Origin of the sequence: Pseudomonas reactans (assembly GCF_013387025.1) — a bacterium.
Classification (GTDB): domain Bacteria; phylum Pseudomonadota; class Gammaproteobacteria; order Pseudomonadales; family Pseudomonadaceae; genus Aquipseudomonas; species Aquipseudomonas reactans.
In genome coordinates, this window is record NZ_JACAQP010000018.1 from 166,762 (window position 1) to 192,716 (window position 25,955).

Genomic DNA, 25,955 nt, shown 5'->3' on the forward strand with positions numbered 1-25,955 from the left:
CCGGTCTTTGCGCTTTTAAATCGAACTCAGCCCTTTAGACTGGCCTCCAACGCTTATTAGCCAAGGAGCCAGTCATGGGTTTGCTGATCGAAGGACACTGGAAAGACCAGTGGTACGAAAGTAGCGCAGACGGCGCATTCCAACGGGAACAGGCGCAACGCCGCAACTGGGTGACCGCCAACGGCGCGCCAGGCCCGAGTGGCGAAGGCGGATTCAAGGCCGAGGCCGGTCGCTACCATCTCTATGTCTCTCTCGCCTGCCCGTGGGCCCATCGCACCCTGATTCTGCGCAAGCTCAAAGGACTGGAAAGCCTGATCGACGTGTCCGTGGTCAGTTGGTTGATGCTGGAAAACGGCTGGACCTTCGATAAGGCTCACGGCTCCACCGGCGACAAGCTGGATGATTTCGACTTCATGCACCAGCGCTACACTGCTGACACGGCTGACTACACCGGGCGCGTCACTGTGCCGGTACTGTGGGACAAGAAGCTCAAACGCATCGTCAGCAATGAATCGGCGGAGATCATCCGCATGTTCAACAGCGCGTTTAATGAATTGACTGGCAATACCCTGGACTTCTACCCCGAGTCGCTGCGCGCAACCATCGACGCGCTGAACGAACGCATCTACCCTGCTGTGAACAATGGTGTATACCGCGCGGGCTTCGCCACATCGCAGCAGGCGTATGAAAGCGCATTTGATGATGTGTTTGCCGAGTTGGATTACCTGGAACAGCACCTGGGCGACCATCGCTACCTGGCCGGCGAATACCTGACCGAGGCGGATGTGCGCCTGTTTACCACGCTGATTCGCTTTGATGCGGTGTATTACAGCCACTTCAAATGCAACCTGCGCAGGATTGCGGATTATCCGAACCTGTCGAATTGGTTAAGGGAGGTGTACCAGTGGCCGGGCGTGGCCGAGACGGTGGATTTTGCGCATATCAAGGGGCATTACTATGCCAGTCACCGCACGATCAACCCGACGGGGATTGTGCCGAAGGGGCCGTTGCAGTCCTTTGATATAGGGCATGACCGGCAGCGGTTGAGCGGCAAAGGTGTCCGAAACTGATCCAAATCATGAGCTAGCTTTGAAGCACTATCGCGGGCAAGCCCGCTCCCACATTGGAATGCAATCCCCTGTGGGAGCGGGCTTGCCCGCGATGCTTTTAAGGCTTAAACCTGGGACTGCGCGCCTTCAAACCACTTGAGCTTTTCGCGCAACACCACCACCTCACCCACAATCACCAGTGTCGGCGCATGCACTTCATGCTCCGCCACCATGCGCGGTAAATCCGCCAGCGTGCCGGTAAACACGCGCTGGTTGGACGTGGTGCCCTGCTGGATCAACGCTGCAGGGGTATCCGATGCACGGCCATGCTTGATCAGTTGCTCGCAGATGATCGGCAAGCCAATCAATCCCATGTAGAACACCAGGGTCTGCGAAGGCCCCACCAGGTCATGCCAGGGCAGGTCCGAAGTCCCGTCCTTCAAGTGCCCAGTGATGAAGCGTACGGACTGTGCGTAGTCACGGTGAGTCAGCGGAATCCCGGCATACGCCGCGCAACCGCTGGCCGCCGTGATCCCCGGCACCACTTGGAACGGAATGCCGTGGGCCGCCAGTTCTTCGATCTCTTCGCCACCACGGCCAAAGATGAACGGATCGCCACCCTTGAGACGCAGCACGCGCTTGCCTTGTTTGGCCAGGTCCACCAGTTGCTGGTTGATCTGGTCTTGCGGTACGGCGTGGTCGGCGCGACGTTTGCCGACGTACACACGTTCGGCGTCACGGCGACACAGTTCGAGAATCGCGGGGGCTACGAGGCGGTCATACAGCACCACGTCGGCTTGCTGCATCAGTCGCAGTGCACGGAAGGTCAGGAGGTCGGGATCACCCGGGCCTGCGCCCACTAGGTAGACCTCGCCCGGTGCATTCGGCGGCGCGCCGTTGACCTTTTCAATCAACAGACGCTCGGCTTCGGCGCCCTGCCCGGCCAATTGACGGTCGGCAATCGGGCCCTGGAACACGTCTTCCCAAAATGCGCGGCGCTGCTGCACATCCGGGTACAAACCTTTTACCTGGGCACGAAAACGCGCCGCCAACCCGGCCAGTTGGCCATACGTGGACGGAATCCAGGTTTCCAGCTTGGCGCGGATCAGGCGCGCCAGCACCGGCGCATCGCCGCCGCTGGACACCGCGATCACCAAGGGTGAACGGTCGACAATCGCCGGGAAGATCACGCTGCACAAGGCCGGCGCATCCACCACATTAACCGGTACGCAACGGCGCTTGGCATCGCTGGACACTTGCGCGTTCAACGGCTCGTCGTCTGTGGCCGCGATGATCAGGGTGCAACCGTCGAGGTCCGCCTCCTGATAACCGCGCAAAATCAGTTCCCCGCCACTGCCCAGTACCAGCTCTTTGAGCTGGTCTTCGATCTGGGGAGCAACCACCCGCAGCAACGCACCGGCATCGGCCAGCAGCCGGGATTTGCGCAAGGCAATCTCCCCGCCACCGACGACCAACACACGACTGCCGCGCAGGTTATGAAACAGCGGCAGAAATTCCATTTAGCGGATGACCTCAACGCCCGCCATGTAAGGCTTGAGCACTTCCGGCACACGGATCGAGCCGTCAGCCTGCTGGTAGTTTTCCAGCACCGCCACCAAGGTACGACCTACCGCCAAACCGGAACCGTTGAGGGTGTGCACCAGCTCAGGCTTGCCGGTTTCCGGGTTGCGGAAACGCGCCTGCATGCGACGGGCCTGGAAATCACCGCAGTTGGAGCACGACGAAATCTCGCGGTATTTGTCCTGGCTCGGCACCCACACTTCGAGGTCGTAGGTCTTCACGGCGCTGAAACCCATGTCGCCGGTGCACAGCGCCAATACGCGGTACGGCAGCTCCAGCAATTGCAGAACGCGTTCGGCGTTGGCGGTCAGGCCTTCCAGGGCCTCCATGGACGTCGACGGCTCGACCACCTGTACCATCTCGACTTTGTCGAACTGGTGCTGGCGGATCATGCCGCGGGTGTCACGACCCGAGGCACCGGCTTCGCTGCGGAAGCACGGGCTGTGGGCGACGAACTTCAACGGCAGCTCTTTAGCGTCGAGGATCTCGCCAGACACAATGTTGGTCAGCGACACTTCAGCGGTCGGGATCAGATACAAATCGGCTTCGCCTTCGCGGCTGATCTTGAACAGGTCTTCTTCGAATTTCGGCAGCTGGCTGGTGCCCATCAGCGCCGGCGCCTGCACCAGGTACGGGGTGTAGGCTTCTTCGTAACCGTGTTCACCGGTGTGCAAGTTGATCATGAACTGCGCCAGGGCACGGTGCATACGCGCGATCGGACCGCGCAGCAAGGCAAAGCGCGCGCCGGACATCTTGGCGGCAGTTTCGAAATCCAGGCCGCCGGTCAATTCGCCCAGGGCGACGTGGTCCTTGATCTCGAAATCAAACGCGGTTGGCGTGCCCCAGCGGCGCACTTCAACGTTGCCGTCTTCGTCTTCGCCGATCGGCACGGATTCGTGCGGGATGTTGGGGATGCCCAGCAGGATAGAGTCCAGCTCAGACTGAATCTCGTCCAGCTCAGCTTTGCCGGCGGCCAGCTCAATCGCCATCCCATCCACATGCGCCATCAACGGCGCGATGTCTTCGCCGCGCTGCTTGGCCTGACCGATGGATTTGGAACGCGCATTACGCTCAGCCTGCAGTGCTTCGGTGCGGGTCTGGACGGTCTTGCGCTGTTCTTCCAGCGCTTCGATGCGCGCAACATCCAAGGCAAAGCCACGGGATGCCAGGCGGTCCGCTACGTCCTGAAGGTTGCTACGTAACAGTTTGGAATCGAGCATGTCGGTCTCTCGTTTATCAAAGTTTGGTCAAGGACAGGCCAGCCCAGGTGGCGAGCAGCCCGCCGAACACGCTGATGCCCAGGTAACCAAAGGCTATCAGGGCCTGCCCGCTTTCCAGCAGGCGCAGCGTATCCAGTGAAAAGGATGAAAAGGTCGTCAGACCGCCTACAAAGCCGACAATCAAGCCGGCCCGAATTTCAATCGGTACTTCCGGGCGCAACAGGAACCAGCCGTACAACAGCCCGATGATCAAGCAGCCGACCAGGTTGACCGCCAGGGTCGCCGCATAAAAATGCTTCGGCCAATTGGCGCTGACCCATGTGCCAGCGGCGAAACGCAATAATGTACCAGCGATGCCGGCTGCGGACACGGCAAGAATCGTCTTGAACACTACTTTCTCCGCTGTCTGGGGCTGAGTCGATCGAGTTGGGCGAGGTGATTGAGCTTTTCGCCGATCTTCAGCTCCAGGCCACGGGGCACGGGTTGATAGAGCGGGAGTGGCTCAAGGTCATCGGGGAAGTAGTCTTCGCCGGCCGCATAGGCGTCCGGTTCATCGTGGGCGTAGCGGTATTCATCGCCGTAGCCCAATTGTTTCATCAGCTTGGTCGGCGCGTTGCGCAGGTGCATCGGCACTTCGAGGGAGCCGTATTCGGCGGCGGCGCGCAGGGCGGACTTGAAGCCCATGTACACCGCGTTGCTTTTCGGCGCACAGGCCAGGTAGGTGATGGCCTGGGCCACCGCCAACTCGCCTTCCGGGCTGCCGAGGCGCTCCTGCACATCCCAGGCGGCGAGGCACAGGCTCAAGGCGCGCGGGTCGGCGTTGCCGATGTCTTCGCTGGCCATGCGCACCACGCGGCGTGCGAGGTACAGCGGGTCACAGCCGCCGTCGATCATGCGCGCGAACCAATACAGCGCGCCGTCCGGGTTGGAGCCGCGCACGGACTTATGCAGCGCCGAAATCTGGTCGTAAAAAGCTTCGCCGCCCTTGTCGAAGCGCCGGCGCGTGTCGCCGAGCAGGCTTTGCAGGAGGTCGACGCCGATCTCGCTGCCGTCTTCGGCCAGGTCGGAGGCGTTCTCCACCAGGTTGAGAAAGCGGCGGCCGTCACCATCGGCAGCGGTGAGCAGAATCTTGAAGCCCTCTTCGCTGACGCTCAGTTGCCGTTTGCCCAGCCCTTTGTCTTCACTCAGGGCACGGTGCAGCAGCTTCTGCATCGCCGCCTCGTCCAGGCTTTTGAGCACATAGACCCGCGCCCGCGACAGCAAAGCGTTGTTCAATTCAAACGAAGGGTTTTCCGTGGTGGCGCCGATAAAAATCAGCGTGCCGTCTTCCACATAAGGCAGGAACGCATCCTGCTGCGACTTGTTGAAGCGGTGCACTTCATCGACAAACAGGATGGTGCGCTTGCCGTACTGCCCGGCCTGCTGCTTGGCGACTTCCACCGCCTGGCGGATCTCCTTGACCCCTGCTAGTACCGCCGAGACCGTCTCGAAGTGCGCATCCGAGACCTTCGCCAGCAGCCGCGCCAGGGTAGTCTTACCCACCCCCGGCGGCCCCCAGAAAATCATCGAGTGCAGCGCGCCCTGCTCCAGGGCTTCGCGCAAAGGCTTACCGCGAGCCAGCAGGTGCTCCTGACCGACGTACTCATCCAGGTTGGTCGAACGCAAGCGCGCGGCCAGGGGCTGGGCAATCGGGTCACTTCGAAACAGGTCCATGGGCAGCGGGTTATTCCTGGATCACGTCGGCACCCTTGGGGATGTCGAACTTGAACTTGGAGGCCGGCACCGGCTGGTTGGCCTTGACCCCGGAGAACAGGATGTCGGTGCGTTGGCCGACGCTGTCGACCAGGCGCATGTTGTTGATCACGCCATTGCCAAACGACAGGGACAGCGTGTCGAACAGCGTGTCCTTGGATTTGGGCTTGAGGGTGAACTCGATCACGTTGCTGGTTTGCTTGGAGGTGATGTCGAAGCTGTCGTTGATTTTCGACACATCACCCGACAGCAACAGCGCCGGGGTCTGGTTCAGGCGCGGGTCAAGCTTCTTGATGGTGGCCTGTTCCAGGTCCGGGTCCCACAGGGTGACCTTCTGGCCATCAGACACGATGGTCTGCTCAGCCTTGCCTTCGGTGTGCCAGTAGAACAGACCAGGACGCTGCACGGCCATTTCGCCTGCGGTTTCCTGCAACTGGGTGCCGCCGGCATCCAGGGTCAGCTGGGAGAAGCGCGCGGTCAGGGTCTGGGATTTGTCCAACAGGTTCTTCAGGCTGGCGACAGAGGCCGGGTCAGCGTGGGCCGAAACAGCGGTCAGGGCCAGAGCCGGCAACAACAGCATGCGGATAAGGCGCATGGGAGTCCTCATTGAGTGTTCAGGGCGTGCCGCGTGTTGCCACGCGGCACGGGATCAGTCGCGCATCTGCCCGGGGGCGATGACTTCACGCGAGCCGTTGGTGTTCATAGCGGTGACGACGCCGGCCATTTCCATGGCTTCGATCATGCGGGCGGCGCGGTTGTAGCCGATTTTCAGTTTACGCTGCACCGCGGAAATCGAGGCGCGACGGCTTTCCAGTACGAAGGCCACGGCCTCGTCGTACAGCGCGTCGGTTTCAGCATCATCGTCACCACCGCCGCCGCCATTTTCAAAGCCGCTGCCGGCTTCTTCGACGCCGTTGAGGATATCGTCGTTGTATTCCGGTGCGCCGCGCAGCTTCCAGGCTTCCACCACGCGGTGGACTTCATCGTCGGAAACAAAGGCGCCGTGGACGCGAATCGGCAGGCTGGTGCCCGGCGGCATGTAGAGCATATCGCCGTGGCCGAGCAGTTGTTCGGCGCCACCCTGGTCGATGATGGTCCGCGAGTCGATCTTGCTCGACACCTGGAACGCCATCCGCGTAGGAATGTTGGCCTTGATCAAGCCCGTGATCACGTCCACCGAAGGACGCTGGGTGGCGAGGATCAAGTGGATACCGGCGGCACGGGCCTTCTGGGCGATACGTGCGATCAGCTCCTCGACCTTCTTGCCAACGATCATCATCATGTCGGCGAATTCGTCGACCACCACCACGATGGTCGGCAGCTTGGTCAGTTTCGGCGCTTCGTCATGAATGCTTTCACGCTTGTACAGCGGGTCATCGATGGTCTCGCCGCGTTCGTGGGCTTCCTTGATCTTGGCATTGAAGCCTGACAGGTTACGCACGCCCATCTTCGCCATCAGTTTGTAGCGGCGCTCCATCTCGGCGACGCTCCAGCGCAGGGCGTTGGCGGCATCCTTCATGTCGGTGACCACCGGGCACAGCAGATGCGGAATGCCTTCGTAGATCGACAGCTCCAACATCTTCGGGTCGATCATGATCAGCTTGGCGTCTTCCGGGCCCGACTTGAACAGGATCGACAGGATCATCGCGTTCACCCCCACCGACTTACCGGAACCGGTGGTACCGGCCACCAGCAGGTGAGGCATCTTCGCCAGGTCGGTGATGACCGGTTTGCCGCCGATGTCGTGGCCCAGGGCCAAGGTGACCGGCGATTTGAAGTTGTCGTATTCCGGAGTCGACAGCACCTCGGAGAAGCGCACGATCTGGCGGTCTTCGTTGGGAATCTCGATACCCACGGTGGTCTTGCCAGGGATGACTTCCACCACGCGCACGCTGGTCACGGCCAGGGAACGCGCCAAGTCTTTCGCCAGGTTGGAAATACGGCTGACCTTGACGCCGGCAGCCGGCTGGATTTCGTAACGGGTAATCACCGGGCCGGGATGGATGGAGTCCACCGACACTTCGACGCCGAATTCCTTGAGCTTGATTTCCAGCAGGTGGCCGACGGCCGCCAGGGATTCCGGGGAATAGTTGAGTTGTTTCTTTTCCGCCGGGTCGAGGATCGAGATCGGCGGCAAGGTGCCTTCGACGGCACTGTCGACGAACAGCGGCGCCTGTTTCTCTTTCTGTACGCGATGGCTTGGCTCGGGAGCCTTGGGCGGTGCCGGGGCGATCACCGGCGGCACCTGCTTCTCGCGGTCCGACATGTGCTTGCTCAGGGCCTGTTCGCGTTCGATCAGGCGTTCCTTGACCTTGGCCTGCTCGCGCCGATCCGGCGTACTCGGCGCCACCACCTCGTTGACGCGGGTATCTACCTCGCGCAATTGGGCGACCATGCGCTTGCGATCGACACGGGCCGCCCACCAGCGGTTGGCGGCGCCCTGGAACAGTTCCAGCAGATCGAGGGTGATCTTGCCGGTCACGTCCATCACCTTGAACCACGACAGGTCGGTGAACACGGTAAGGCCGAACAGGAACAACGCGATGAACATCAGGGTGCTGCCCTGGATATTCAGGGTCCTGCGTGCCAGGTCACCGAGGCTTTCGCCCAACGCCCCGCCCGCGCCCGCCGGCAAGCCGGTGGGTGCATGAAAATGGATATGCGCCAGCGCCGCGCCGGACAGCACCAGGAACACCAGGCCGATCAGGCGCCAGGAGAATAGCCAACCGCTCCACTGCCACGGTTCATGACGCTGGCGAAAGATCTGCCAGGTCTTGATCGCCAGCAGCAACGGGAAGATATAAGCGAAGTAACCCAGCACCATGAACAGGATATCGGCGCTGTAGGAACCGGCAGGCCCGCCGAAGTTCTGCACGTCTTCGATCTTGCTGTTGTGGCTCCAGCCCGGATCATCCTTGCCATACGTGAGCAAGGCCATCATCAGGAACAGGCACAGCGCGCCGATAGCGATCAGCGCGCCTTCCTTGAGGCGATAGTGCAGGTGCTGGCGCCAGGCCGGCACGACTGCTGCTTTAGGTGTTGCGGCGGATTTCTTCAAAACGGGTCTTTTCCTGCGCCTTTAGCGCGTCCATCTGTTGAATGACTGCAAATACTGCCCAATCCGAGCAGCTGAAAAATGAACGTGCGTCGTTGAATCTACTTTTAACATTGGGCGCTTGCTGGATGAAATGACGAAAGCGCCACAATGCCCGCATTGTACGGGTTTGTGCCAGGGATGCCACGCCCCAGCCCTTCACTCGGCAGCCTAACCAATTTAGTCTCACAACATGTTCAATTTGAGCATGCATTGCCTTTGCTGACAAAGGCTTATGCGCTGTTTTTGTCAATCCAGGCAAGCTTGGCAAATGGCCTGCATCGCACAGACCCGATTACGACCACGCCGCCGACACAGAGTTGCAGAAACACCTGCTCACGCTAATCCGCCCCAACGCCCGATTCGGACTGGCCCGATGGCGCCATGTCGACAATAATCAGCACTGCGCAAGCAGGTGTCATACCTGCCACTCCCCTCCCCTTCCGTAAGCCTGGATGCCATGCTGACCTGGTTACAACGCGACTCACTGACATTCCCTCCCCTGGCCAAGGCCATGCGCGAACCCAATGGCCTGCTGGCGGCTGGCGGCGATCTTTCGGCCGAACGCCTGGTAAAAGCCTACCGGCACGGCTGCTTTCCGTGGTTTTCGGAGGGCCAGCCGATCCTCTGGTGGTCTCCCGACCCGCGCACGGTCATATTCCCCGACGAGCTGCATGTGTCCCGCAGCCTAGGCAAACTGTTGCGCCAGCAGCGCTACAGCGTGACCTTCGACCAGGATTTCGCCGCCGTCATCCAGGCCTGCGCCGCACCGCGCGCCTATGCCGACGGCACCTGGATCACCGAGAGCATCCAGAGCGCTTACCTGGAACTGCACCAACGCGGCTACGCCCATTCGGTGGAGGTCTGGGACGACGGCAAGTTGGTGGGTGGTTTGTACGGCCTGGCGATGGGCCAGCTGTTTTTCGGCGAGTCCATGTTCAGCCGCGCCGACAACGCCTCGAAATTCGGCTTTGCCACGCTTACCCGCCAACTACAGGAATGGGGCTTTGTATTGATCGACTGCCAGATGCCCAACGATCACCTGCACAGCCTGGGTGCCCGCGCCATATCCCGCAGCGACTTCGCAGGTTTCCTGCGCGACCATCTGGATCAGCGCAGCGCTGGACCGTGGGTTTCCTAGGCGACTTCCGCGCTCCTGGCTTACACTTATTTCAAAGCTTATCCGAGGGTTGATCATGACCGAGTTGGCGCGTTTGAAGTTTTATGCCACTCAACCCCACTCTTGCAGCTATCTGCCCGACGAGCAGGCCACCACACTGTTCCTCGATCCCAGCCAGCCTATGGACGTGCATGTGTATGCCGACCTGTCGGAGATGGGCTTTCGGCGCAGTGGCGATCATCTGTACAGGCCTCATTGCCAGAACTGCAATGCCTGCGTCCCGGCACGCATCCCTGTGGCGCAGTTTCTGCCGGACCGCAACCAGAAACGCATCCTCAAGCGCAATGCTGACCTCACGGTGATGCCGGCCAAGCCACGCTTCACCGAAGAGTATTTCGATCTTTACCAGCGCTATATCGAGGAACGCCACGCCGACGGCGATATGTTTCCGCCCAGTCGCGACCAGTTTTCCACGTTCCTGGTACGCGACCTGCCCTTTTCACGCTTCTATGAATTTCGCGCCGACGGCCGGTTGGTGGCGGTGGCCGTGACCGATTTGCTGCCAAACGGCCTGTCAGCGGTCTACACCTTCTACGAGCCTGCCGAAGAGCGTCGCAGCCTGGGACGCTTTGCAATCCTGTGGCAAATTGGCGAAGCGCTGCGCCTGGAACTGGAGGCGGTGTACCTCGGCTACTGGATCAAGAACTGCAAAAAGATGAACTACAAGACCCAATATCGGCCCATAGAACTGCTGATTAATCAAAGATGGGTCGTGCTTAACTAGAACCCCTTGGCTTAAACACCCTTTTTCGGGCACAATGCACGCCGCTTTTGCCTGGCGCAGTTGCACCGGGCCATTCACTGGATACCGAGGGCTTTACTGCATGTCGAAAGAAGACAGCTTCGAAATGGAAGGCACTGTCGTCGACACCCTGCCCAACACCATGTTTCGTGTGGAGTTGGAAAATGGGCACGTCGTAACCGCGCATATCTCCGGCAAGATGCGCAAGAACTACATTCGTATTCTTACCGGTGACAAAGTGCGCGTCGAGCTGACGCCCTATGACTTGAGCAAAGGGCGCATCACTTACCGCGCTCGCTAAGCAAGTCAATACAAAACGCCCGGTTATGCCGGGCGTTTTTGTGTGCGCAGGATTTATAGAGGCCGCAAAACGACTGTAGGAGCGAGCTTGCTCGCGAAGAATCCAAGGACAACGCAGGGAATCATACAGCATGCGTTATCGTTGACGATCTTCGCGAGCAAGCTCGCTCCTACAGGTTTACAGCGATCAGGCCATTTCAGCCGTGGTTTCGAACTCGAAGGTCAGCTCGCCATCCTTCAGGTCGATGTGCACCACGCCACCATGGCCGGAAAGCTCGCCGAACAGGATCTCTTCGGCCAATGGCCGCTTGATCTTGTCCTGGATCAGACGCGCCATTGGGCGAGCGCCCATTGCCGCATCGTAGCCACCTTCGGCCAGCCAGCTGCGCGCAGCATCCGTAACCTCCAGCTGCACGCGCTTGTCTTCCAGCTGCGCCTGAAGCTCGGTGAGGAACTTGTCCACCACGCTCTTGATAACCTCATGGCTGAGGCGACCAAACTGGATAATGGTGTCCAGGCGGTTGCGGAATTCCGGCGTGAAGCTCTTCTTGATCACTTCCATCGCATCGGAAGAGTGATCCTGATGGCTGAAGCCGATCGAAGCCCGCGCAGCCGTTTCGGCACCGGCGTTGGTGGTCATGATCACGATCACATTGCGGAAGTCCGCCTTGCGCCCGTTGTTGTCGGTCAGGGTGCCGTGGTCCATCACCTGCAACAGCAGGTTGAAGACTTCCGGGTGGGCCTTCTCGATTTCATCGAGCAGCAGCACACAATGCGGTTGCTTGGTGATCGCCTCGGTCAACAGACCGCCCTGGTCGAAACCGACATAGCCCGGAGGCGCACCGATCAGGCGCGACACGGTGTGACGCTCCATGTATTCGGACATATCGAAACGCACCAGCTCAATGCCCATGGCCTTGGCCAACTGCCGCGCCGCTTCGGTCTTGCCGACGCCAGTCGGACCGGCGAACAGGAACGAACCAACCGGCTTGTCCGGCGACTTGAGGCCCGCACGCGACAACTTGATCGCGGTGGACAGCGCATCGATGGCTGCATCCTGGCCGAACACGGTCAGCTTGAGGTCGCGCTCCAGGTTACGCAGCAGCTCCTTATCGGAACTGTTGACGTGCTTAGGCGGAATCCGCGCGATCTTCGCCACGATGTCCTCGACCTGAGGCACGTCGATGCGCTTCACACGCTTCTCGACCGGCTGCAGGCGCTGGTAGGCACCCGCCTCGTCGATCACGTCGATGGCCTTGTCCGGCATGTGCCGGTCGTTGATGTAGCGCGACGCCAGCTCAGCCGCCGAACGCAGGGCTTCATCGGTGTACTCGATGCCATGGTGCGCTTCGAAACGCCCCTTGAGCCCACGCAGGATGCCGATGGTGTCTTCAACCGAGGGCTCGGACACGTCGACCTTCTGGAAGCGACGCGCCAGGGCACGGTCTTTTTCGAAGATGCCGCGAAATTCCTGGAACGTGGTCGAGCCGATGCAACGGATATCACCCGACGACAGCAGCGGCTTGAGCAGGTTGGAGGCGTCCATCACCCCACCGGAAGCCGCACCGGCGCCAATGATGGTGTGGATTTCGTCGATGAACAGGATGGCCTGCGGGCGTTTTTTCAGCTCGCCGAGCAGCGCCTTGAAGCGCTTCTCGAAATCGCCACGGTACTTGGTCCCGGCGAGCAACGCGCCCAGGTCCAGGGAGTAGACGACGCTGTTGGCCAGCAGGTCTGGCACCTGGTTATCCACGATGCGCTTGGCCAGGCCTTCGGCAATCGCGGTTTTACCCACGCCCGCCTCACCCACCAGCAACGGGTTGTTCTTGCGACGACGTGCAAGGATCTGCGCTACGCGCTCAACCTCAAGCTCACGCCCCACCAGCGGATCGATCCGCCCCTGGCGCGCCAGTTCATTGAGGTTGCTGGCATAGGCATCCAGTGGATTGCCCGAAGAAGAAGACTCACCGCCCTCGTCGTCCTGCATATCCTGCTCACCCTCGGAATGATCGCCGTGCCCAGGCACCTTGGAGATACCGTGGGCGATGTAGTTGACGACATCGATACGGGCAACGCTCTGCTGTTTGAGCAGGAACACTGCCTGGCTTTCCTGTTCGCTGAAAATCGCCACAAGCACATTGGCGCCTGTGACTTCACGCTTACCGGAGCTCTGAACGTGGAACACGGCACGCTGAAGCACCCGTTGGAAGCCCAGGGTTGGCTGGGTTTCACGGTCTTCATCGTGGACTGGAATAAGGGGCGTCGTGGAGTCGATAAACTCCTGCAGGTCATGCTTGAGTTTGTCGAGGTTGGCGCCGCACGCACGCAAAACGGTGGCGGCAGCTTCATTGTCCAAAAGTGCCAACAGCAGGTGTTCGACGGTCATGAATTCATGACGCTTCGAACGAGCCTCCTTGAAGGCAAGATTGAGGGTGACTTCGAGCTCGCGGTTTAACATAGCTTCACCTCATACCCAAGTGGTCGGCGTTAACCGTCCTTCTCGATTTCACAGAGTAGCGGATGCTGGCTTTCCCTGGCGTACTGGTTGACCTGCATGGCCTTTGTCTCGGCGATGTCGCGGGTAAACACTCCACATACTGCCCGTCCTTCTGTGTGAACGGCCAGCATTACCTTGGTCGCCAACTCGCGGTTCAGGTTAAAAAACACCTCGAGCACTTCGACCACGAAATCCATCGGTGTGTAGTCATCATTGAACAAAACCACCTTGTACATCGGCGGCGCCTGTAAAGCAGGCTTGGCCTCCTGAACAGCAATGCCTGCAGAACCGTCGTCATCATGTTCCTGATCCGGTCGATCCTGATTGAATGTTAGTCGAATCTGGCTGTTTGCATGCATGGAAAGAAAGGTTCGTCAGTGGTTCAAATACAGTGGTGGGGGCGACCTGTCAGAATTTCAACTCTGACCGACTGGTCGCCTTGACTATCGGCGAAACGGTGTTACAACCAATAGAACCCACAGTGGGTAAAAAAGGTCCGCGCAGTCAACCTTATTTATTCGGGTTAGGACGGATAAACTGGATGATACTCCAGTGATGGAGTCTGGTGCAGAGGGATATGGGCATGGCAAGCGGTAAGGTCAAGTGGTTCAACAATGCCAAAGGGTACGGCTTCATTATTGAAGACGGCAAGGATGAAGACCTTTTTGCGCATTACTCAGCGATCAAAATGGACGGTTATAAAACGCTGAAAGCGGGGCAGCCGGTCTCCTTTGACATTATTCAGGGGCCCAAAGGCAAGCACGCAGTCGAAATCAGTGCGCCAGTCACCATCGGCACAACCAAAGTCGCTCAAAATTCAAAAGAGCAATTAGCCTATTCGGCTACCGAGTAGACGCCCAATAAAAAACCGGCCATTCCGTTTGCGGTATGGCCGGTTTTTTTCTCCCGTCGCTTACATGTGCGAGATCAGCGCATCACCGAAGCCAGACGAAGACACCAGGGTGGCACCGTCCATCAGACGTTCGAAGTCATAAGTCACAGTTTTGGCAGAAATCGCCCCATTAGTGCCCTTGATGATCAAATCCGCCGCCTCAGTCCAGCCCATGTGACGCAGCATCATCTCGGCCGACAAAATCAACGAACCCGGATTTACCTGATCCTTGCCCGCATATTTAGGCGCAGTGCCGTGGGTCGCTTCGAACATCGCCACGGTGTCCGACAGGTTCGCACCCGGCGCAATACCGATACCGCCTACCTCCGCCGCCAAGGCGTCAGACAGGTAATCGCCGTTCAGGTTAAGCGTTGCGATCACGTCATACTCAGCCGGACGCAACAGGATTTGCTGGAGCATGGCATCGGCAATCGCATCCTTGACCACCACGTTCTTGCCGGTCTTCGGGTTCTTGAACTGCATCCATGGGCCGCCATCCAGCAGCGTCGCGCCAAACTCTTCAGCCGCCACCTCATAGGCCCATTCCTTGAAGGCCCCCTCGGTGAACTTCATGATGTTGCCTTTGTGCACGATGGTCAGCGAGTCACGATCGTTATCCACTACATATTGCAGGGCTTTACGCGCCAGACGCTTGGTCCCCTCTTTAGAGACCGGCTTCACACCAATCCCACAATCCTGGTCGAAACGGATCTTGGTCACGCCCATGTCTTCCTTGAGGAACTTGATCACCTTGATCGCTTCGGGCGAACCGGCCTTCCACTCGATCCCGGCATAAATGTCTTCTGAGTTTTCACGGAAGATGGTCATGTCCACATCGCCCGGCTTCTTGACCGGGCTGGGCACGCCTTCGAACCAACGCACCGGGCGCAGGCACACATATAGATCGAGTTGTTGGCGCAGGGCCACGTTCAGCGAGCGAATGCCGCCGCCGACGGGAGTGGTCAGCGGCCCCTTGATGGAAACCACGTAATCCTTGACCGCATCCAGGGTTTCCTGGGGCAGCCAGGTGTCCTGGTCGTAGACTTGAGTCGCTTTCTCGCCGGCATATACCTCCATCCAGGAGATCTTGCGCTTGCCGCCGTAGGCCTTTTCAACAGCTGCGTCGACCACCTTGATCATCACCGGGCTGATGTCGACGCCGATACCGTCACCTTCGATAAACGGGATGATCGGTTGGTCAGGAACATTGAGAGAATGGTCTGCATTGACGGTGATTTTGTCGCCGACTGCCGGAACCTGAATCTTCTTGTATCCCATGCTGAACTCCATCTATGGATTGAACATCTGGCTGCGTTCGAGCCTACTCCAGATAAATGGCGACTGAAACCTCACGCCATGCTCATTTGCATCGAAAACAGCATAATTTGTCGCCTACAAGCCTGAAAGCAAAGGCAAAATCGCCAATCTTGAGCACATCGTGCGACTTTGGCAGCAACCTGGGCCCTGCGACCTTTAGACCAATGGACGACACACCTTTTGTATGAAGGCTCGGCGTAAGCATAGCGACCTATGTATAATGCCGCCGCTGACCAAAGAGTCACGACGGTTGACCGCTCTAGACAGTAGCCCTCAGCCAGAAAGCAGGACTATTACAATAGTCCAAACGCTTGACGCTCGACTGATGCAACCCAACATCACCGCGAAGAAACCTCGACATTTCGCTCATGGATGACTTTGAACGAACGCGCTCCACCCGGCGCATCTCGAGTTTCTGCGCACGCTTTCAGCAAAGAAGAGAGTTAATCCGAATATGCCCACCCGCTCGAAGATCATCTACACCTTCACCGACGAAGCCCCGGCCCTCGCCACCTATTCACTGCTGCCTATCGTAGAGGCCTTCACCGCTTCCGCTGATATTGCCGTGGAAACCCGCGACATCTCCCTCGCCGCGCGCATCCTCGCAAGCTTCCCTGAGCAACTGGGCGCCAAGGCTATCCCGGACCACCTCGCCGAACTGGGCGACCTGGCCGTTACGCCTGAAGCCAACATCATCAAGCTGCCTAACATCAGCGCCTCGACCCCGCAGCTGCAAGCCGCGATCAAGGAACTGCAGGCCCAGGGCTACGCCCTGCCGGACTACCCGGAAACCGTAACCACCGACGCGGAAAAAGAAACCCGTGCACGTTACGACAAGGTCAAGGGCAGCGCCGTGAACCCGGTACTGCGCGAAGGCAACTCCGACCGCCGCGCGCCACTGTCGGTCAAGAACTACGCACGCAAGCACCCGCACAAGATGGGTGCCTGGGCTGCCGACTCCAAGTCGCACATTGCCCACATGAACAGTGGCGATTTCTACGGCAGCGAAAAAGCCGTGCAGATCGAAGCCGCTGACGCTGTCAAAATCGAGCTGATCGCCCAAGACGGTACCGCCACTGTCCTGAAGGAAAAGACTTCGGTACAGGCCGGCGAAATCATCGACACCGCCGTACTGAGCAAGAAAGCCCTGCGCGCGTTCATCGCCGCTGAAATCGAAGACGCCAAGAAACAAGGCGTACTGCTGTCGGTTCACCTGAAAGCCACCATGATGAAGGTCTCCGACCCGATCATGTTCGGCCAGATCGTTGCCGAGTTCTACAAAGACGCCCTGACCAAGCACGCCACCGTGCTGGAGCAGATCGGCTTCAACCTGAACAACGGCATCGGCGACCTGCATGCTCGCATCAAGGCCCTGCCGGCCGACCAGCAAGCGCAGATCGAAGCTGACATCCAGGCCGTTTACGCGGCCCGCCCTTCCCTGGCGATGGTCAACTCCGACAAAGGCATCACCAACCTGCACGTGCCGAGCGACGTCATCGTCGACGCCTCGATGCCGGCCATGATCCGTGACTCCGGCAAAATGTGGGGCACCGACGGCCAACTGCACGACACCAAGGCTGTGATCCCGGATCGCTGCTACGCCACCATCTACCAAGCGGTCATCGAAGACTGCAAGGCCAATGGCGCCTTCGACCCAACCACCATGGGCAGCGTGCCAAACGTTGGCCTGATGGCGAAGAAAGCCGAAGAGTACGGCTCCCACGACAAGACCTTCCAGATCAAGGCTGACGGCGTAGTCCGCGTCACCGACAGCAAGGGCAGCCTGCTGATGGAACAGAAAGTCGAAGCCGGCGACATCTTCCGTATGTGCCAGACCAAAGACGCGCCGATCCAGGACTGGGTCAAACTAGCCGTCAACCGCGCCCGCGCCAGCAACACCCCGGCCATTTTCTGGCTGGACCCTAAGCGCGCACACGACGGCGTCGTGGTCGAGAAAGTTCAGGCTTACCTGAAAGATCACAACACCGAAGGCCTGGACATCCGCATCATGTCGCCGGTCGACGCGATGAAGTTCACCCTGGAGCGCACCCGCAAGGGCCTGGACACCATCTCGGTAACCGGCAACGTACTGCGCGACTACCTGACCGACCTGTTCCCGATCATGGAACTGGGCACCAGCGCCAAGATGCTGTCGATCGTGCCGCTGATGAACGGCGGCGGCCTGTTCGAAACCGGCGCCGGCGGTTCGGCTCCAAAGCACGTGCAGCAACTGGTGGAAGAAAACTTCCTGCGCTGGGATTCCCTGGGCGAGTTCCTGGCCCTGGCCGCTTCCCTTGAGCATTTGGGTGTGACGTACAACAACCCGAAAGCCCTGGTACTGTCCAAGACCCTGGACCAGGCCACCGGCCAGTTCCTCGACAACAACAAGTCGCCATCGCGCAAAGTCGGCAACATCGACAACCGCGGCAGCCACTTCTATCTGGCGCTGTACTGGGCACAAGCCCTGGCTGCCCAGAGCGAAGACACTGCACTGCAAGCGCAGTTTGGCGAACTGGCAAAAACCCTGACCGCGAACGAAGCGACCATCGTCGCCGAGCTCAACGCCGTACAGGGCAAGCCAGTGGACATCGGTGGCTACTACGCGCCGAACCCGGAGCTGACCAGCAAGGCCATGCGCCCAAGCAACACGCTCAATGCGGCGATCGCCAAGTTGAAGTAAGGTTGTAAGGCTGCATCACAAACCCCGGCCTGGTGCCGGGGTTTGTGTTTTTAGCATTCATGCAGCGCCGTATTCCTCACGCCACGCCGCCTCGATAATTGCTAACAACTGAGGCCTATACCAAGGCTCCCAGCCCACCCTCTGTTTAAGCTCCACACCAAATCCGGGCAACGCAGGAAAATGCGCGAGCGCGTCCAGTTTATTCAAGCCCTGCACTTGGGCAAACCACGGCAGAAGCGTCACGCCAACCCCAGCGTGGACTGCCGAACGCAATGACATCAGGTCTTCACACTCGTACACACAGCGCCATTTGACCCCACTCTCTTCAAGGCGTCGTATCGCCAGACTCCTGAATACGCAAGGCGCCTTGAACAAGGCCAGCGCTACTTCCTGACCAGCCACCTGGGCCGATCCACGCTCACTACCCAGCCATACCAGCGAAAGCTCGTGCAAATGCCGTCCAGCGACATTTTGCAACTCGTCAATCATCAGACAAATATCGACTCGCCCCTCATTGAAAGCCTCCGCAAGGACTGTGGACCGCGCCACCTTGACCACAATTCGCACCGCAGGCAATTCAAGTGCGACGGCAGGAATAACGCGCTGCAGGATTTCCTCGCTGAAATACTCGGGAATGCCCAGCGTCACAGACTCCTGCGTGCGACTGGCATCAAACAGGCTCCCCACTTTATCGTTGACGCTCACCATCTGCTGGGCGTAGCTGGTCAGGCGCTCACCCTCAAGCGTGAGCAACACCTGACGGTTGTCGCGAGCAAAAAGCTCGACACCCAGCAATTCCTCCAACCGCCGAATCTGCTGACTGATCGCCGGCTGAGTCAGGCTCAGCGCCTGCGCAGCCCGAGTAAAACTACCCAACTCAGCGACCTTGAGAAAACTGCGCAGCGACTGAATATCAAGATTGACTCTCATGACACTCCCATACGAATGAGCAAATACGCCAAGCATTAGTGCAAGGCACCCGGCATTTCTGTCAATACCACTTACCTCGCGCGGGCATGATTCATCAAATAAACCCCAACCGCCGACACAACAAACCCCACAACCGCCACCGCACTCGGCACTTCCCCCAACACCAGCGACGCCATGATCTGCGTAACAGCCGGAATAACATGGAACAAGTTAGTCGCCTTACTTGCCTCACCCCGGCGAATCATTAAATACAGCAGCGTCAGCGCCCCAACGGAGTTCATCAACGTGATCCAGGCCACCGATGCTGCAAATGGCGCCCATTCGGTTACGCGCATGGTTTCGGTGGTGTAGGCCAGTAGCAACATAACCAACGACGCGACAGCCATCTGAATGAAGCAGCCCACCCACAGGTTCACGCCACCCAGAAATCGCTTCTGATAGAGCGTACCGAGCGTGATACCTAGCAATGCCAGGCCCACTGCGCCATATCCGGCTAGTGACGCCGCGGTGCCGAAAAGGCTGCTGGCTACGACAATAACCACACCGCCGACGCCCAGGATGGACCCCGGCAGGTCGCGCCAACTCAATTGCTCACCCAAAAAGAAAAAAGCACCCATCACGACAAATACCGGCATCAGCCCGACGATCAGCGCGGCTTGGCCAGCTGGCACACCTTGACTGATGCCGGTGTAAAGGCCGCCAAACTGCAAGGCCTGCAAGAGCAACCCCACTGCCGCCGCGTGAAGATAGGGTGCAAGTCGCTTCGGCCATTCTGCCTTGATCGCCAGCGCTACCCCAAGGAACACCAGGGCCGCCAGGGCAAATCGGTAGAACGTCATGGTGAACGGCTCGCCATAACGTACGCCGAACGCGCCGCCGATATAACCGGAGCTCCACAACAGAATGAAGGCAATAGGTAGCGGTGAGGTGAGACGTACTTCGTAGCTTTTGTGGGCAACCGGACTCATGACACTCTCCAAATTGACTTGAAGAGGTAAACTGCGCCGGACCCTGGCATCCGTAAAATCATAAAATGTTAGGCGCATCATGCAGAACGCTTATGCAGACTTACTGAAGAAACCCAATCAAAATGTGGGAGCTGGCTTGCCTGCGATAGCTGCCTGCCAGCCGATATAGCTGCAACTGACCCACCGCTATCGCAGGCAAGCCAACTCCCACACCGACTGAGTTTCTCCAGCCACATCATCCTTGAGGCCGCTTATGACCTGGCAACCCCACATCACCGTCGCCACCATCGTCGAAGACAACGGCCGCTTCCTCATGGTCGAAGAACTCAAAAACGGCCGCGCCGTGCTCAACCAGCCGGCCGGCCACCTCGATCCGCATGAAACCCTCACCGAAGCCGCTATCCGCGAAACCCTCGAGGAAACCGGCTGGGATGTCGAAGCCACCGGCATTGTCGGCATCTACCTGTACACCGCCCCCAGCAATGGCGTGACTTATCAAAGAGTCTGCTTCATCGCCAAGGCGCTGAAACACCACCCGGACTATCAACTCGACGAAGGCATCATCCGGGCCCGCTGGCTGACCCGAGACGAGCTGCTGGCCGTGCGAGAAGACTGGCGTAGCGAGCTGATCATCCGCTGCATCGATGATTATCTGGCCGGCCAGCGCCACAGTCTCGAATTGATCCGCCCTTCTCTTTAGCCTTGAAGGCCTGAGCCTGATAGAATCGCGTCCTTTTTCAAGACACCCGTTGAAACCCTATGCGTGATCCAGCCCCTTCTGACACACAAAAGAAGCGCGTCATCGTCGGCATGTCCGGCGGCGTGGATTCTTCCGTTTCCGCCGTTCTGCTCATGGAGCAGGGTTATGAGGTGGAAGGCCTGTTCATGAAGAACTGGGAAGAAGACGATGGAACGGAATACTGCACCGCCATGGACGACCTGGCGGACGCCCAGGCCGTGTGCGACAAGATCGGTATCAAGCTGCACACCGCCAACTTCGCCGCCGAGTACTGGGACAATGTGTTCGAGCACTTCCTGGCCGAATACAAGGCCGGCCGCACGCCGAACCCGGACATCCTGTGCAACCGTGAAATCAAGTTCAAGGCGTTCCTTGACTACGCCATGATGCTCGGCGCCGACCTGATTGCCACTGGCCACTATGTGCGCCGTCGCGATATCGATGGTCGCACCGAACTGCTCAAAGGCCTGGACCCGAACAAGGACCAGAGCTACTTCCTGCACGCCGTCGGCGGTGAACAGATCGCCAAGACCCTGTTCCCGGTGGGCGAGTTGGAAAAACCCGAAGTGCGCAAGATCGCCGAGAAACACGGCCTGGCCACCGCCAAGAAGAAGGACTCCACCGGGATCTGCTTTATCGGTGAGCGCCGCTTCAGCGACTTCCTCAAGCAGTACCTGCCGGCGCAACCGGGCGAAATCCATACCACCGAAGGTGAAGTCATCGGCCGTCACCATGGCCTGATGTACCACACCATCGGCCAACGCCAGGGCCTGGGCATCGGCGGCTTGAAAGACGCCGGTGAAGAGCCTTGGTACGTGCTGGTCAAGGACCTGGAAAACAACGTGCTGATCGTCGGCCAAGGCAACGAGCATCCACTGTTATTCTCCGGCGCCCTGCTGGCTTCGGAAATCTATTGGGTCAACCCGATCGACCTGAGCACCCCGCGCCGCCTGACCGCCAAAGTGCGTTATCGCCAGAGCGACCAGCCTTGCATCCTGGAAAAAACTGCCACCGGCTACCGCGCCACCTTCGATGACCCGCAACGCGCGGTCACGCCTGGCCAGTCGGTGGTGTTCTACGACGGCGAAATCTGCCTGGGCGGCGGCGTGATAGAAGTGGCCGAAGCCTGGAGCAACCCGGCATGAGCCCGACCCAGGAGCAATTGACGGCGCTGGGCGGGGTCTTTCTCGCCGCCGTGCTAGTGGACAAGATCGCCAAGACCGGCCAGGTCACCGAAGCAGGCCTGACCTGCATGCTCGGCAGCTTGCTGATCCGCGATCCCAAGGACACGCTGGAAGTCTACGGCGGCGACGATATCGCGCTGCGTGAAGGCTACCGCGCACTGATCGGCGCCCTTGAGCGCGACCCCAGCACGTTGCAGCGTGAGCCGTTGCGCTACGCCCTGTCGATGCTCGGTCTTGAGCGTCAACTGGCCAAGCGCGACGACATGCTGGAGGTCATCGGCAAGCGCTTGCCACAGATTCAATCCCAGGTGGAACACTTCGGCCCGGCCCACGAAAACGTGATCGCGGCCTGTGGCGCGCTGTACCAGGACACTCTGAGCACCTTGCGCCAGCGCATTCAGGTGCACGGCGACATGCGCAACCTGCAACAACCGAACAACGCCTCGAAAATCCGCGCCCTGCTCCTGGCTGGTATTCGTTCGGCGCGGTTGTGGCGCCAGTTGGGCGGTCATCGTTGGCAGTTGGTGATCAGCCGCCGCAAATTGCTCAAAGAGCTTTACCCGTTGATGCGCAACGAATAAGTCGCACCGACAGGCTATTTTCAAGCCGTTACGCGTAATACGCCGGTCAGTTGGCGACGGACCGGCGGATTTTTTCATGTATGATACGCGCCCCATTTCGTTGCCCGACTGTCCGAGAACACCCCATGCAGCTCTCTTCGCTCACTGCGGTTTCCCCTGTTGACGGCCGCTACGCCGGCAAAACCCAGGCCCTGCGCCCTATTTTCAGCGAATACGGCTTGATCCGTGCTCGTGTACTGGTTGAAGTGCGCTGGCTCCAGCGCCTGGCCGCTCACCCCGCCATCAGCGAAGTGCCGGCGTTTTCCGCGCAAGCCAACGCTGTGCTCAACACCCTGGCGGAAAACTTCTCCCTGGAGCACGCCGAGCGTGTGAAAGAGATCGAGCGCACCACCAACCACGACGTCAAAGCCATCGAATACCTGCTCAAAGAGCAAGCGGCCAAGCTGCCGGAACTGGCCCAGGTCAGCGAGTTCATCCACTTTGCCTGCACCAGCGAGGACATCAACAACCTGTCCCACGCCCTGATGCTGCGTGAAGGCCGTGATGACGTGATGCTGCCGCTGATGCGCCAGACTGCCAACGCCATCCGCGAACTGGCCATCCGCTTCGCCGACGTGCCGATGCTGTCGCGCACCCACGGCCAGCCGGCGTCGCCGACCACCCTGGGCAAAGAACTGGCCAACGTGGTGTACCGCCTGGAGCGTCAGATCGCTCAAGTGGCGGCCGTGCCGCTGCTGGGCAAGATCAACGGCGCCGTGGGCAACTACAACGCTCACCTGTCGGCCTACCCTGAGATCGACTGGGAAGCCAACGCCCGCGCCTTCATCGAAGACGAGCTGGGCCTGGGTTTCAACCCGTACACCACGCAGATCGAACCGCACGACTACATCGCCGAGCTGTTCGACGCCATTGCGCGCTTCAACACCATCCTGATCGACTTCGATCGCGATATCTGGGGCTACATCTCCCTGGGCTACTTCAAGCAGCGCACCATTGCCGGTGAAATCGGTTCGTCGACCATGCCGCACAAGGTCAACCCGATCGACTTCGAAAACTCCGAAGGCAACCTCGGCATCGCCAACGCCCTGTTCCAGCACCTGGCCAGCAAGTTGCCGATCTCCCGCTGGCAGCGCGACCTGACCGACTCCACCGTGCTGCGCAACCTCGGTGTGGGCTTTGCCCACAGCGTGATCGCGTACGAAGCCAGCCTCAAGGGCATCAGCAAGCTGGAACTCAACGAGCAGAAGATCGCCGCTGACCTGGACGCGTGCTGGGAAGTCTTGGCTGAGCCGATCCAGACCGTGATGCGTCGCTACAACATCGAAAACCCGTACGAGAAGCTGAAAGAATTGACGCGCGGCAAGGGCATCAGCCCTGAAGCACTGCAGACTTTCATCGACGGCCTGGACATGCCAGCCGCGGCCAAGGCCGAGCTGAAACTGCTGACTCCGGCCAACTACATCGGCAACGCTGTAGAGCAAGCCAAGCGCATCTGATCTTCGCAAGACCCTTTGAGACGCCCGGCCGCGCCGGGCGTTTTTATTCCAGTCTGAAAAGTGCTTTTTTTCAATAGGTTACACATGAATCCTGATATCCCTCTTCAACTTCTGGGCGGCATCACGGCACGGGAATTCCTGCGCGACTACTGGCAGAAAAAGCCGCTGCTCATCCGCCAGGCCATCCCTGATTTCGAAAGCCCGATCGACGCCGACGAACTGGCCGGCCTGGCCCTGGAAGAAGAAGTCGAATCGCGCCTGGTGATCGAACACGGCGAGCGTCCGTGGGAATTGCGTCGCGGCCCATTTGCCGAAGATGCCTTCAGCAGCCTGCCTGAGCGCGAGTGGACCTTGCTGGTGCAGGCTGTCGACCAGTTCGTGCCGGAAGTGGCCGAATTGCTGGAGCAGTTCCGCTTCCTGCCAAGCTGGCGCATCGACGACGTGATGATCAGCTTCGCCGCGCCCGGCGGCAGCGTGGGTCCGCACTTCGACAACTACGACGTGTTCCTGCTGCAAGCCCAGGGCAAGCGCAACTGGAAGATCGGCCAGATGTGCAACTCGGAAAGCCCGCTGCTGCAGCACGCCGACCTGCGTATCCTCGCTGAATTCGAAGAAAGCGCCGAATGGGTGCTGGAACCGGGCGACATGCTCTACCTGCCGCCACGCCTGGCGCACTTCGGCATTGCCGAAGATGACTGCATGACCTACTCCGTGGGCTTCCGTGCACCGAGCGCTGCTGAAGTGCTGACCCACTTCACCGACTTCCTCAGCCAATACCTGACGGACGAAGAACGCTACACCGACGCCGACGCCCAGCCGGTCAGCGACCCGCACCAGATCCAGAGCGACGCGCTCGACCGCCTCAAGAGCCTGCTGGCCGAGCACATGAGCGACGAGCGCATGCTGCTGACCTGGTTCGGCCAGTTCATGACCGAACCGCGCTATCCTGAACTGGTGGCCGGCGAGGAACTGGGCGAAGAAGACTTCATCAGCGCCCTGCAAGACGGCGCGATCCTGGTACGCAACCCGAGCGCGCGCATGGCCTGGTCGGAAGTCGACGACGACGTGCTGCTGTTCGCCAGCGGCCAAAGCCGTTACCTGCCGGGCAAGCTGCGCGAACTGCTCAAGCTGATCTGCGCCGCCGACGCCCTGCACGCCGAAAACCTCGGCCCATGGCTGGCGGACGAAGACGGTCGCGACCTGCTGTGCGAGTTGGTCAAGCAAGGAAGCCTGGGATTTGCCGATGAATAAGATTCACGTAAGTGTCGCGGACTGGCAAAAGGATATCGCCGAGATTCGGCGCATTCGTGAAGCGGTGTTTATCGCTGAACAATCGGTTCCGCCAGAGCTGGAGTGGGACGCGGACGACGCCGGCGCGGTGCATTTCCTTGCATTCGAAGGTGATTTTCCGATTGGCACCGCGCGCCTGCTGCCCAGCGGCGAGATCGGACGCGTTTCGGTGCTCAAGGACTGGCGCGGCTTGAAGGTCGGCGACAAGCTGATGGAAGCGGTGATCGGCGTGGCCGAAGAACGTGGCCAAGCCAAGCAGTTCCTGAGTGCGCAGGTGTATGCGGCGCCGTTCTATGAGCGACTGGGCTTCAAGATCGTCAGTGACGAATTCCTTGAAGTCGGGATTCCGCATGTGGATATGGTGCGCGAGGGCTGAGCTGTCTCGTTCGCGAGCAAGCCCGCTCCCACATTTGACCGAGTGCACTCTTTGGAATGCGGTCGAATGTGGGAGCAACTGTCTTGA

24 protein-coding genes are annotated in these 25,955 nt (G+C 59.6%); 12 read left to right on the forward strand and 12 right to left on the reverse strand.

The window, feature by feature from the left end:
- Positions 1-74: 74 nt before the first annotated feature.
- Positions 75-1,070, forward strand: coding sequence for a glutathione S-transferase family protein (locus HX793_RS19730; RefSeq protein WP_177052071.1), 996 nt, complete (start codon positions 75-77; stop codon positions 1,068-1,070).
- A gap of 104 nt (positions 1,071-1,174) precedes the next feature.
- Here the strand turns inward: HX793_RS19730 and cysG are convergent, their stop codons facing one another.
- From cysG to HX793_RS19765, 7 genes are read right to left on the reverse strand one after another with little or no spacing between them, the layout of a single operon-like run.
- Positions 1,175-2,569: a siroheme synthase CysG gene (gene cysG / locus HX793_RS19735; RefSeq protein WP_016975524.1), complete on the reverse strand. Its 1,395-nt coding sequence runs from the start codon at positions 2,567-2,569 to the stop codon at positions 1,175-1,177.
- Complete coding sequence (serS, locus tag HX793_RS19740) at positions 2,570-3,850, reverse strand: serine--tRNA ligase (RefSeq protein WP_016975525.1); 1,281 nt, start codon at positions 3,848-3,850, stop codon at positions 2,570-2,572.
- Positions 3,851-3,866: 16 nt separating this feature from the next.
- The gene (crcB, locus tag HX793_RS19745) at positions 3,867-4,241 is read right to left on the reverse strand and encodes a fluoride efflux transporter CrcB (RefSeq protein WP_012724934.1); all 375 of its coding nucleotides are present in this window, start codon (positions 4,239-4,241) and stop codon (positions 3,867-3,869) included.
- Positions 4,241-5,563: a replication-associated recombination protein A gene (locus HX793_RS19750; RefSeq protein WP_016975526.1), complete on the reverse strand. Its 1,323-nt coding sequence runs from the start codon at positions 5,561-5,563 to the stop codon at positions 4,241-4,243. Before HX793_RS19750 ends, crcB begins: the two co-directional genes overlap by 1 nt.
- Positions 5,564-5,573: 10 nt before the next feature.
- Entirely contained in the window at positions 5,574-6,197 is a 624-nt protein-coding gene (gene lolA / locus HX793_RS19755) for an outer membrane lipoprotein periplasmic chaperone LolA (RefSeq protein ID WP_016975527.1), read from the reverse strand.
- Between the two features lie 54 nt (positions 6,198-6,251).
- Positions 6,252-8,660 carry a DNA translocase FtsK gene (locus tag HX793_RS19760; RefSeq protein ID WP_095015622.1) on the reverse strand — a complete coding sequence of 803 codons (2,409 nt, stop codon included), beginning with the start codon at positions 8,658-8,660 and terminating at the stop codon, positions 6,252-6,254.
- Complete coding sequence (locus HX793_RS19765; RefSeq protein WP_177096779.1) at positions 8,635-8,910, reverse strand: hypothetical protein; 276 nt, start codon at positions 8,908-8,910, stop codon at positions 8,635-8,637. Before HX793_RS19765 ends, HX793_RS19760 begins: the two co-directional genes overlap by 26 nt.
- A 246-nt stretch (positions 8,911-9,156) precedes the next feature.
- Between HX793_RS19765 and aat the strand changes: the two genes are divergently transcribed.
- The 3 genes from aat (at position 9,157) to infA (ending at position 10,919) form a co-directional block, all read left to right on the forward strand.
- Positions 9,157-9,837: a leucyl/phenylalanyl-tRNA--protein transferase gene (gene aat / locus HX793_RS19770; RefSeq protein WP_177052069.1), complete on the forward strand. Its 681-nt coding sequence runs from the start codon at positions 9,157-9,159 to the stop codon at positions 9,835-9,837.
- Positions 9,838-9,892: 55 nt separating this feature from the next.
- A complete protein-coding gene (locus tag HX793_RS19775) occupies positions 9,893-10,600 on the forward strand; it encodes an arginyltransferase (RefSeq protein WP_016975530.1) in 708 nt (235 codons plus the stop codon).
- A 100-nt stretch (positions 10,601-10,700) separates the two neighbouring features.
- Positions 10,701-10,919 (forward strand): translation initiation factor IF-1, encoded by a 219-nt coding sequence (gene infA / locus HX793_RS19780; RefSeq protein WP_002553999.1) that lies wholly within the window; start codon positions 10,701-10,703, stop codon positions 10,917-10,919.
- Between the two features lie 186 nt (positions 10,920-11,105).
- Here the strand turns inward: infA and clpA are convergent, their stop codons facing one another.
- Together clpA and clpS are read right to left on the reverse strand one after the other, a co-directional pair.
- The gene (gene clpA, locus HX793_RS19785; protein ID WP_177096777.1) at positions 11,106-13,376 is read right to left on the reverse strand and encodes an ATP-dependent Clp protease ATP-binding subunit ClpA; all 2,271 of its coding nucleotides are present in this window, start codon (positions 13,374-13,376) and stop codon (positions 11,106-11,108) included.
- Positions 13,377-13,405: 29 nt separating this feature from the next.
- Entirely contained in the window at positions 13,406-13,774 is a 369-nt protein-coding gene (gene clpS, locus HX793_RS19790) for an ATP-dependent Clp protease adapter ClpS (RefSeq protein ID WP_005789091.1), read from the reverse strand.
- 224 nt (positions 13,775-13,998) lie between these two features.
- Between clpS and cspD the strand changes: the two genes are divergently transcribed.
- A complete protein-coding gene (gene cspD / locus HX793_RS19795) occupies positions 13,999-14,268 on the forward strand; it encodes a cold shock domain-containing protein CspD (RefSeq protein WP_256348896.1) in 270 nt (89 codons plus the stop codon).
- Between the two features lie 60 nt (positions 14,269-14,328).
- On the opposite strand, the gene icd is transcribed toward cspD, so the two are convergent.
- Positions 14,329-15,585 carry an NADP-dependent isocitrate dehydrogenase gene (icd, locus tag HX793_RS19800; RefSeq protein ID WP_177061340.1) on the reverse strand — a complete coding sequence of 419 codons (1,257 nt, stop codon included), beginning with the start codon at positions 15,583-15,585 and terminating at the stop codon, positions 14,329-14,331.
- A 493-nt stretch (positions 15,586-16,078) separates the two neighbouring features.
- Between icd and HX793_RS19805 the strand changes: the two genes are divergently transcribed.
- Positions 16,079-18,304, forward strand: coding sequence for an NADP-dependent isocitrate dehydrogenase (locus HX793_RS19805; RefSeq protein ID WP_177061338.1), 2,226 nt, complete (start codon positions 16,079-16,081; stop codon positions 18,302-18,304).
- Between the two features lie 57 nt (positions 18,305-18,361).
- Here HX793_RS19805 and HX793_RS19810 read toward each other — a convergent pair whose 3' ends face one another.
- Together HX793_RS19810 and HX793_RS19815 are read right to left on the reverse strand one after the other, a co-directional pair.
- Positions 18,362-19,234 carry a LysR family transcriptional regulator gene (locus HX793_RS19810; RefSeq protein WP_016975535.1) on the reverse strand — a complete coding sequence of 291 codons (873 nt, stop codon included), beginning with the start codon at positions 19,232-19,234 and terminating at the stop codon, positions 18,362-18,364.
- Positions 19,235-19,305: 71 nt separating this feature from the next.
- Positions 19,306-20,202: a DMT family transporter gene (locus tag HX793_RS19815; protein ID WP_016975536.1), complete on the reverse strand. Its 897-nt coding sequence runs from the start codon at positions 20,200-20,202 to the stop codon at positions 19,306-19,308.
- Positions 20,203-20,455: 253 nt separating this feature from the next.
- Here HX793_RS19815 and HX793_RS19820 point away from each other — a divergent pair, with 253 nt between their 5' ends.
- The 6 genes from HX793_RS19820 (at position 20,456) to HX793_RS19845 (ending at position 25,868) form a co-directional block, all read left to right on the forward strand.
- Complete coding sequence (locus HX793_RS19820) at positions 20,456-20,902, forward strand: NUDIX hydrolase (protein WP_177052060.1); 447 nt, start codon at positions 20,456-20,458, stop codon at positions 20,900-20,902.
- A 59-nt stretch (positions 20,903-20,961) separates the two neighbouring features.
- The gene (gene mnmA / locus HX793_RS19825) at positions 20,962-22,086 is read left to right on the forward strand and encodes a tRNA 2-thiouridine(34) synthase MnmA (RefSeq protein WP_177052059.1); all 1,125 of its coding nucleotides are present in this window, start codon (positions 20,962-20,964) and stop codon (positions 22,084-22,086) included.
- Positions 22,083-22,706 (forward strand): high frequency lysogenization protein HflD, encoded by a 624-nt coding sequence (gene hflD, locus HX793_RS19830; RefSeq protein WP_016975539.1) that lies wholly within the window; start codon positions 22,083-22,085, stop codon positions 22,704-22,706. The genes mnmA and hflD overlap by 4 nt, the downstream gene beginning before the upstream one ends.
- Positions 22,707-22,831: 125 nt before the next feature.
- Positions 22,832-24,202: an adenylosuccinate lyase gene (gene purB / locus HX793_RS19835; RefSeq protein ID WP_016975540.1), complete on the forward strand. Its 1,371-nt coding sequence runs from the start codon at positions 22,832-22,834 to the stop codon at positions 24,200-24,202.
- 84 nt (positions 24,203-24,286) lie between these two features.
- Entirely contained in the window at positions 24,287-25,453 is a 1,167-nt protein-coding gene (locus HX793_RS19840) for a ribosomal protein uL16 3-hydroxylase (RefSeq protein WP_095015614.1), read from the forward strand.
- On the forward strand, positions 25,446-25,868 hold the full coding sequence (locus HX793_RS19845) for a GNAT family N-acetyltransferase (protein ID WP_177096774.1): 423 nt from the start codon (positions 25,446-25,448) through the stop codon (positions 25,866-25,868). The genes HX793_RS19840 and HX793_RS19845 overlap by 8 nt, the downstream gene beginning before the upstream one ends.
- Positions 25,869-25,955 lie beyond the last annotated feature (87 nt).

What these genes read in the sequence shown, in the direction of transcription:
- clpS (WP_005789091.1), bottom strand. Translation starts at nt 13,774, where the DNA reads ATGCATGCAAACAGCCAGATTCGACTAACATTCAATCAGGATCGACCG.
- clpA (WP_177096777.1), bottom strand. Translation starts at nt 13,376, where the DNA reads ATGTTAAACCGCGAGCTCGAAGTCACCCTCAATCTTGCCTTCAAGGAG.
- HX793_RS19840 (WP_095015614.1), top strand. Translation starts at nt 24,287, where the DNA reads ATGAATCCTGATATCCCTCTTCAACTTCTGGGCGGCATCACGGCACGG.
- HX793_RS19820 (WP_177052060.1), top strand. Translation starts at nt 20,456, where the DNA reads ATGACCTGGCAACCCCACATCACCGTCGCCACCATCGTCGAAGACAAC.
- purB (WP_016975540.1), top strand. Translation starts at nt 22,832, where the DNA reads ATGCAGCTCTCTTCGCTCACTGCGGTTTCCCCTGTTGACGGCCGCTAC.
- HX793_RS19750 (WP_016975526.1), bottom strand. Translation starts at nt 5,563, where the DNA reads ATGGACCTGTTTCGAAGTGACCCGATTGCCCAGCCCCTGGCCGCGCGC.
- lolA (WP_016975527.1), bottom strand. Translation starts at nt 6,197, where the DNA reads ATGCGCCTTATCCGCATGCTGTTGTTGCCGGCTCTGGCCCTGACCGCT.
- HX793_RS19845 (WP_177096774.1), top strand. Translation starts at nt 25,446, where the DNA reads ATGAATAAGATTCACGTAAGTGTCGCGGACTGGCAAAAGGATATCGCC.
- HX793_RS19730 (WP_177052071.1), top strand. Translation starts at nt 75, where the DNA reads ATGGGTTTGCTGATCGAAGGACACTGGAAAGACCAGTGGTACGAAAGT.
- infA (WP_002553999.1), top strand. Translation starts at nt 10,701, where the DNA reads ATGTCGAAAGAAGACAGCTTCGAAATGGAAGGCACTGTCGTCGACACC.
- cspD (WP_256348896.1), top strand. Translation starts at nt 13,999, where the DNA reads ATGGCAAGCGGTAAGGTCAAGTGGTTCAACAATGCCAAAGGGTACGGC.
- HX793_RS19765 (WP_177096779.1), bottom strand. Translation starts at nt 8,910, where the DNA reads ATGCATGCTCAAATTGAACATGTTGTGAGACTAAATTGGTTAGGCTGC.
- aat (WP_177052069.1), top strand. Translation starts at nt 9,157, where the DNA reads ATGCTGACCTGGTTACAACGCGACTCACTGACATTCCCTCCCCTGGCC.
- HX793_RS19810 (WP_016975535.1), bottom strand. Translation starts at nt 19,234, where the DNA reads ATGAGAGTCAATCTTGATATTCAGTCGCTGCGCAGTTTTCTCAAGGTC.
- HX793_RS19805 (WP_177061338.1), top strand. Translation starts at nt 16,079, where the DNA reads ATGCCCACCCGCTCGAAGATCATCTACACCTTCACCGACGAAGCCCCG.
- mnmA (WP_177052059.1), top strand. Translation starts at nt 20,962, where the DNA reads ATGCGTGATCCAGCCCCTTCTGACACACAAAAGAAGCGCGTCATCGTC.
- hflD (WP_016975539.1), top strand. Translation starts at nt 22,083, where the DNA reads ATGAGCCCGACCCAGGAGCAATTGACGGCGCTGGGCGGGGTCTTTCTC.
- HX793_RS19775 (WP_016975530.1), top strand. Translation starts at nt 9,893, where the DNA reads ATGACCGAGTTGGCGCGTTTGAAGTTTTATGCCACTCAACCCCACTCT.
- icd (WP_177061340.1), bottom strand. Translation starts at nt 15,585, where the DNA reads ATGGGATACAAGAAGATTCAGGTTCCGGCAGTCGGCGACAAAATCACC.
- HX793_RS19815 (WP_016975536.1), bottom strand. Translation starts at nt 20,202, where the DNA reads ATGAGTCCGGTTGCCCACAAAAGCTACGAAGTACGTCTCACCTCACCG.
- cysG (WP_016975524.1), bottom strand. Translation starts at nt 2,569, where the DNA reads ATGGAATTTCTGCCGCTGTTTCATAACCTGCGCGGCAGTCGTGTGTTG.
- serS (WP_016975525.1), bottom strand. Translation starts at nt 3,850, where the DNA reads ATGCTCGATTCCAAACTGTTACGTAGCAACCTTCAGGACGTAGCGGAC.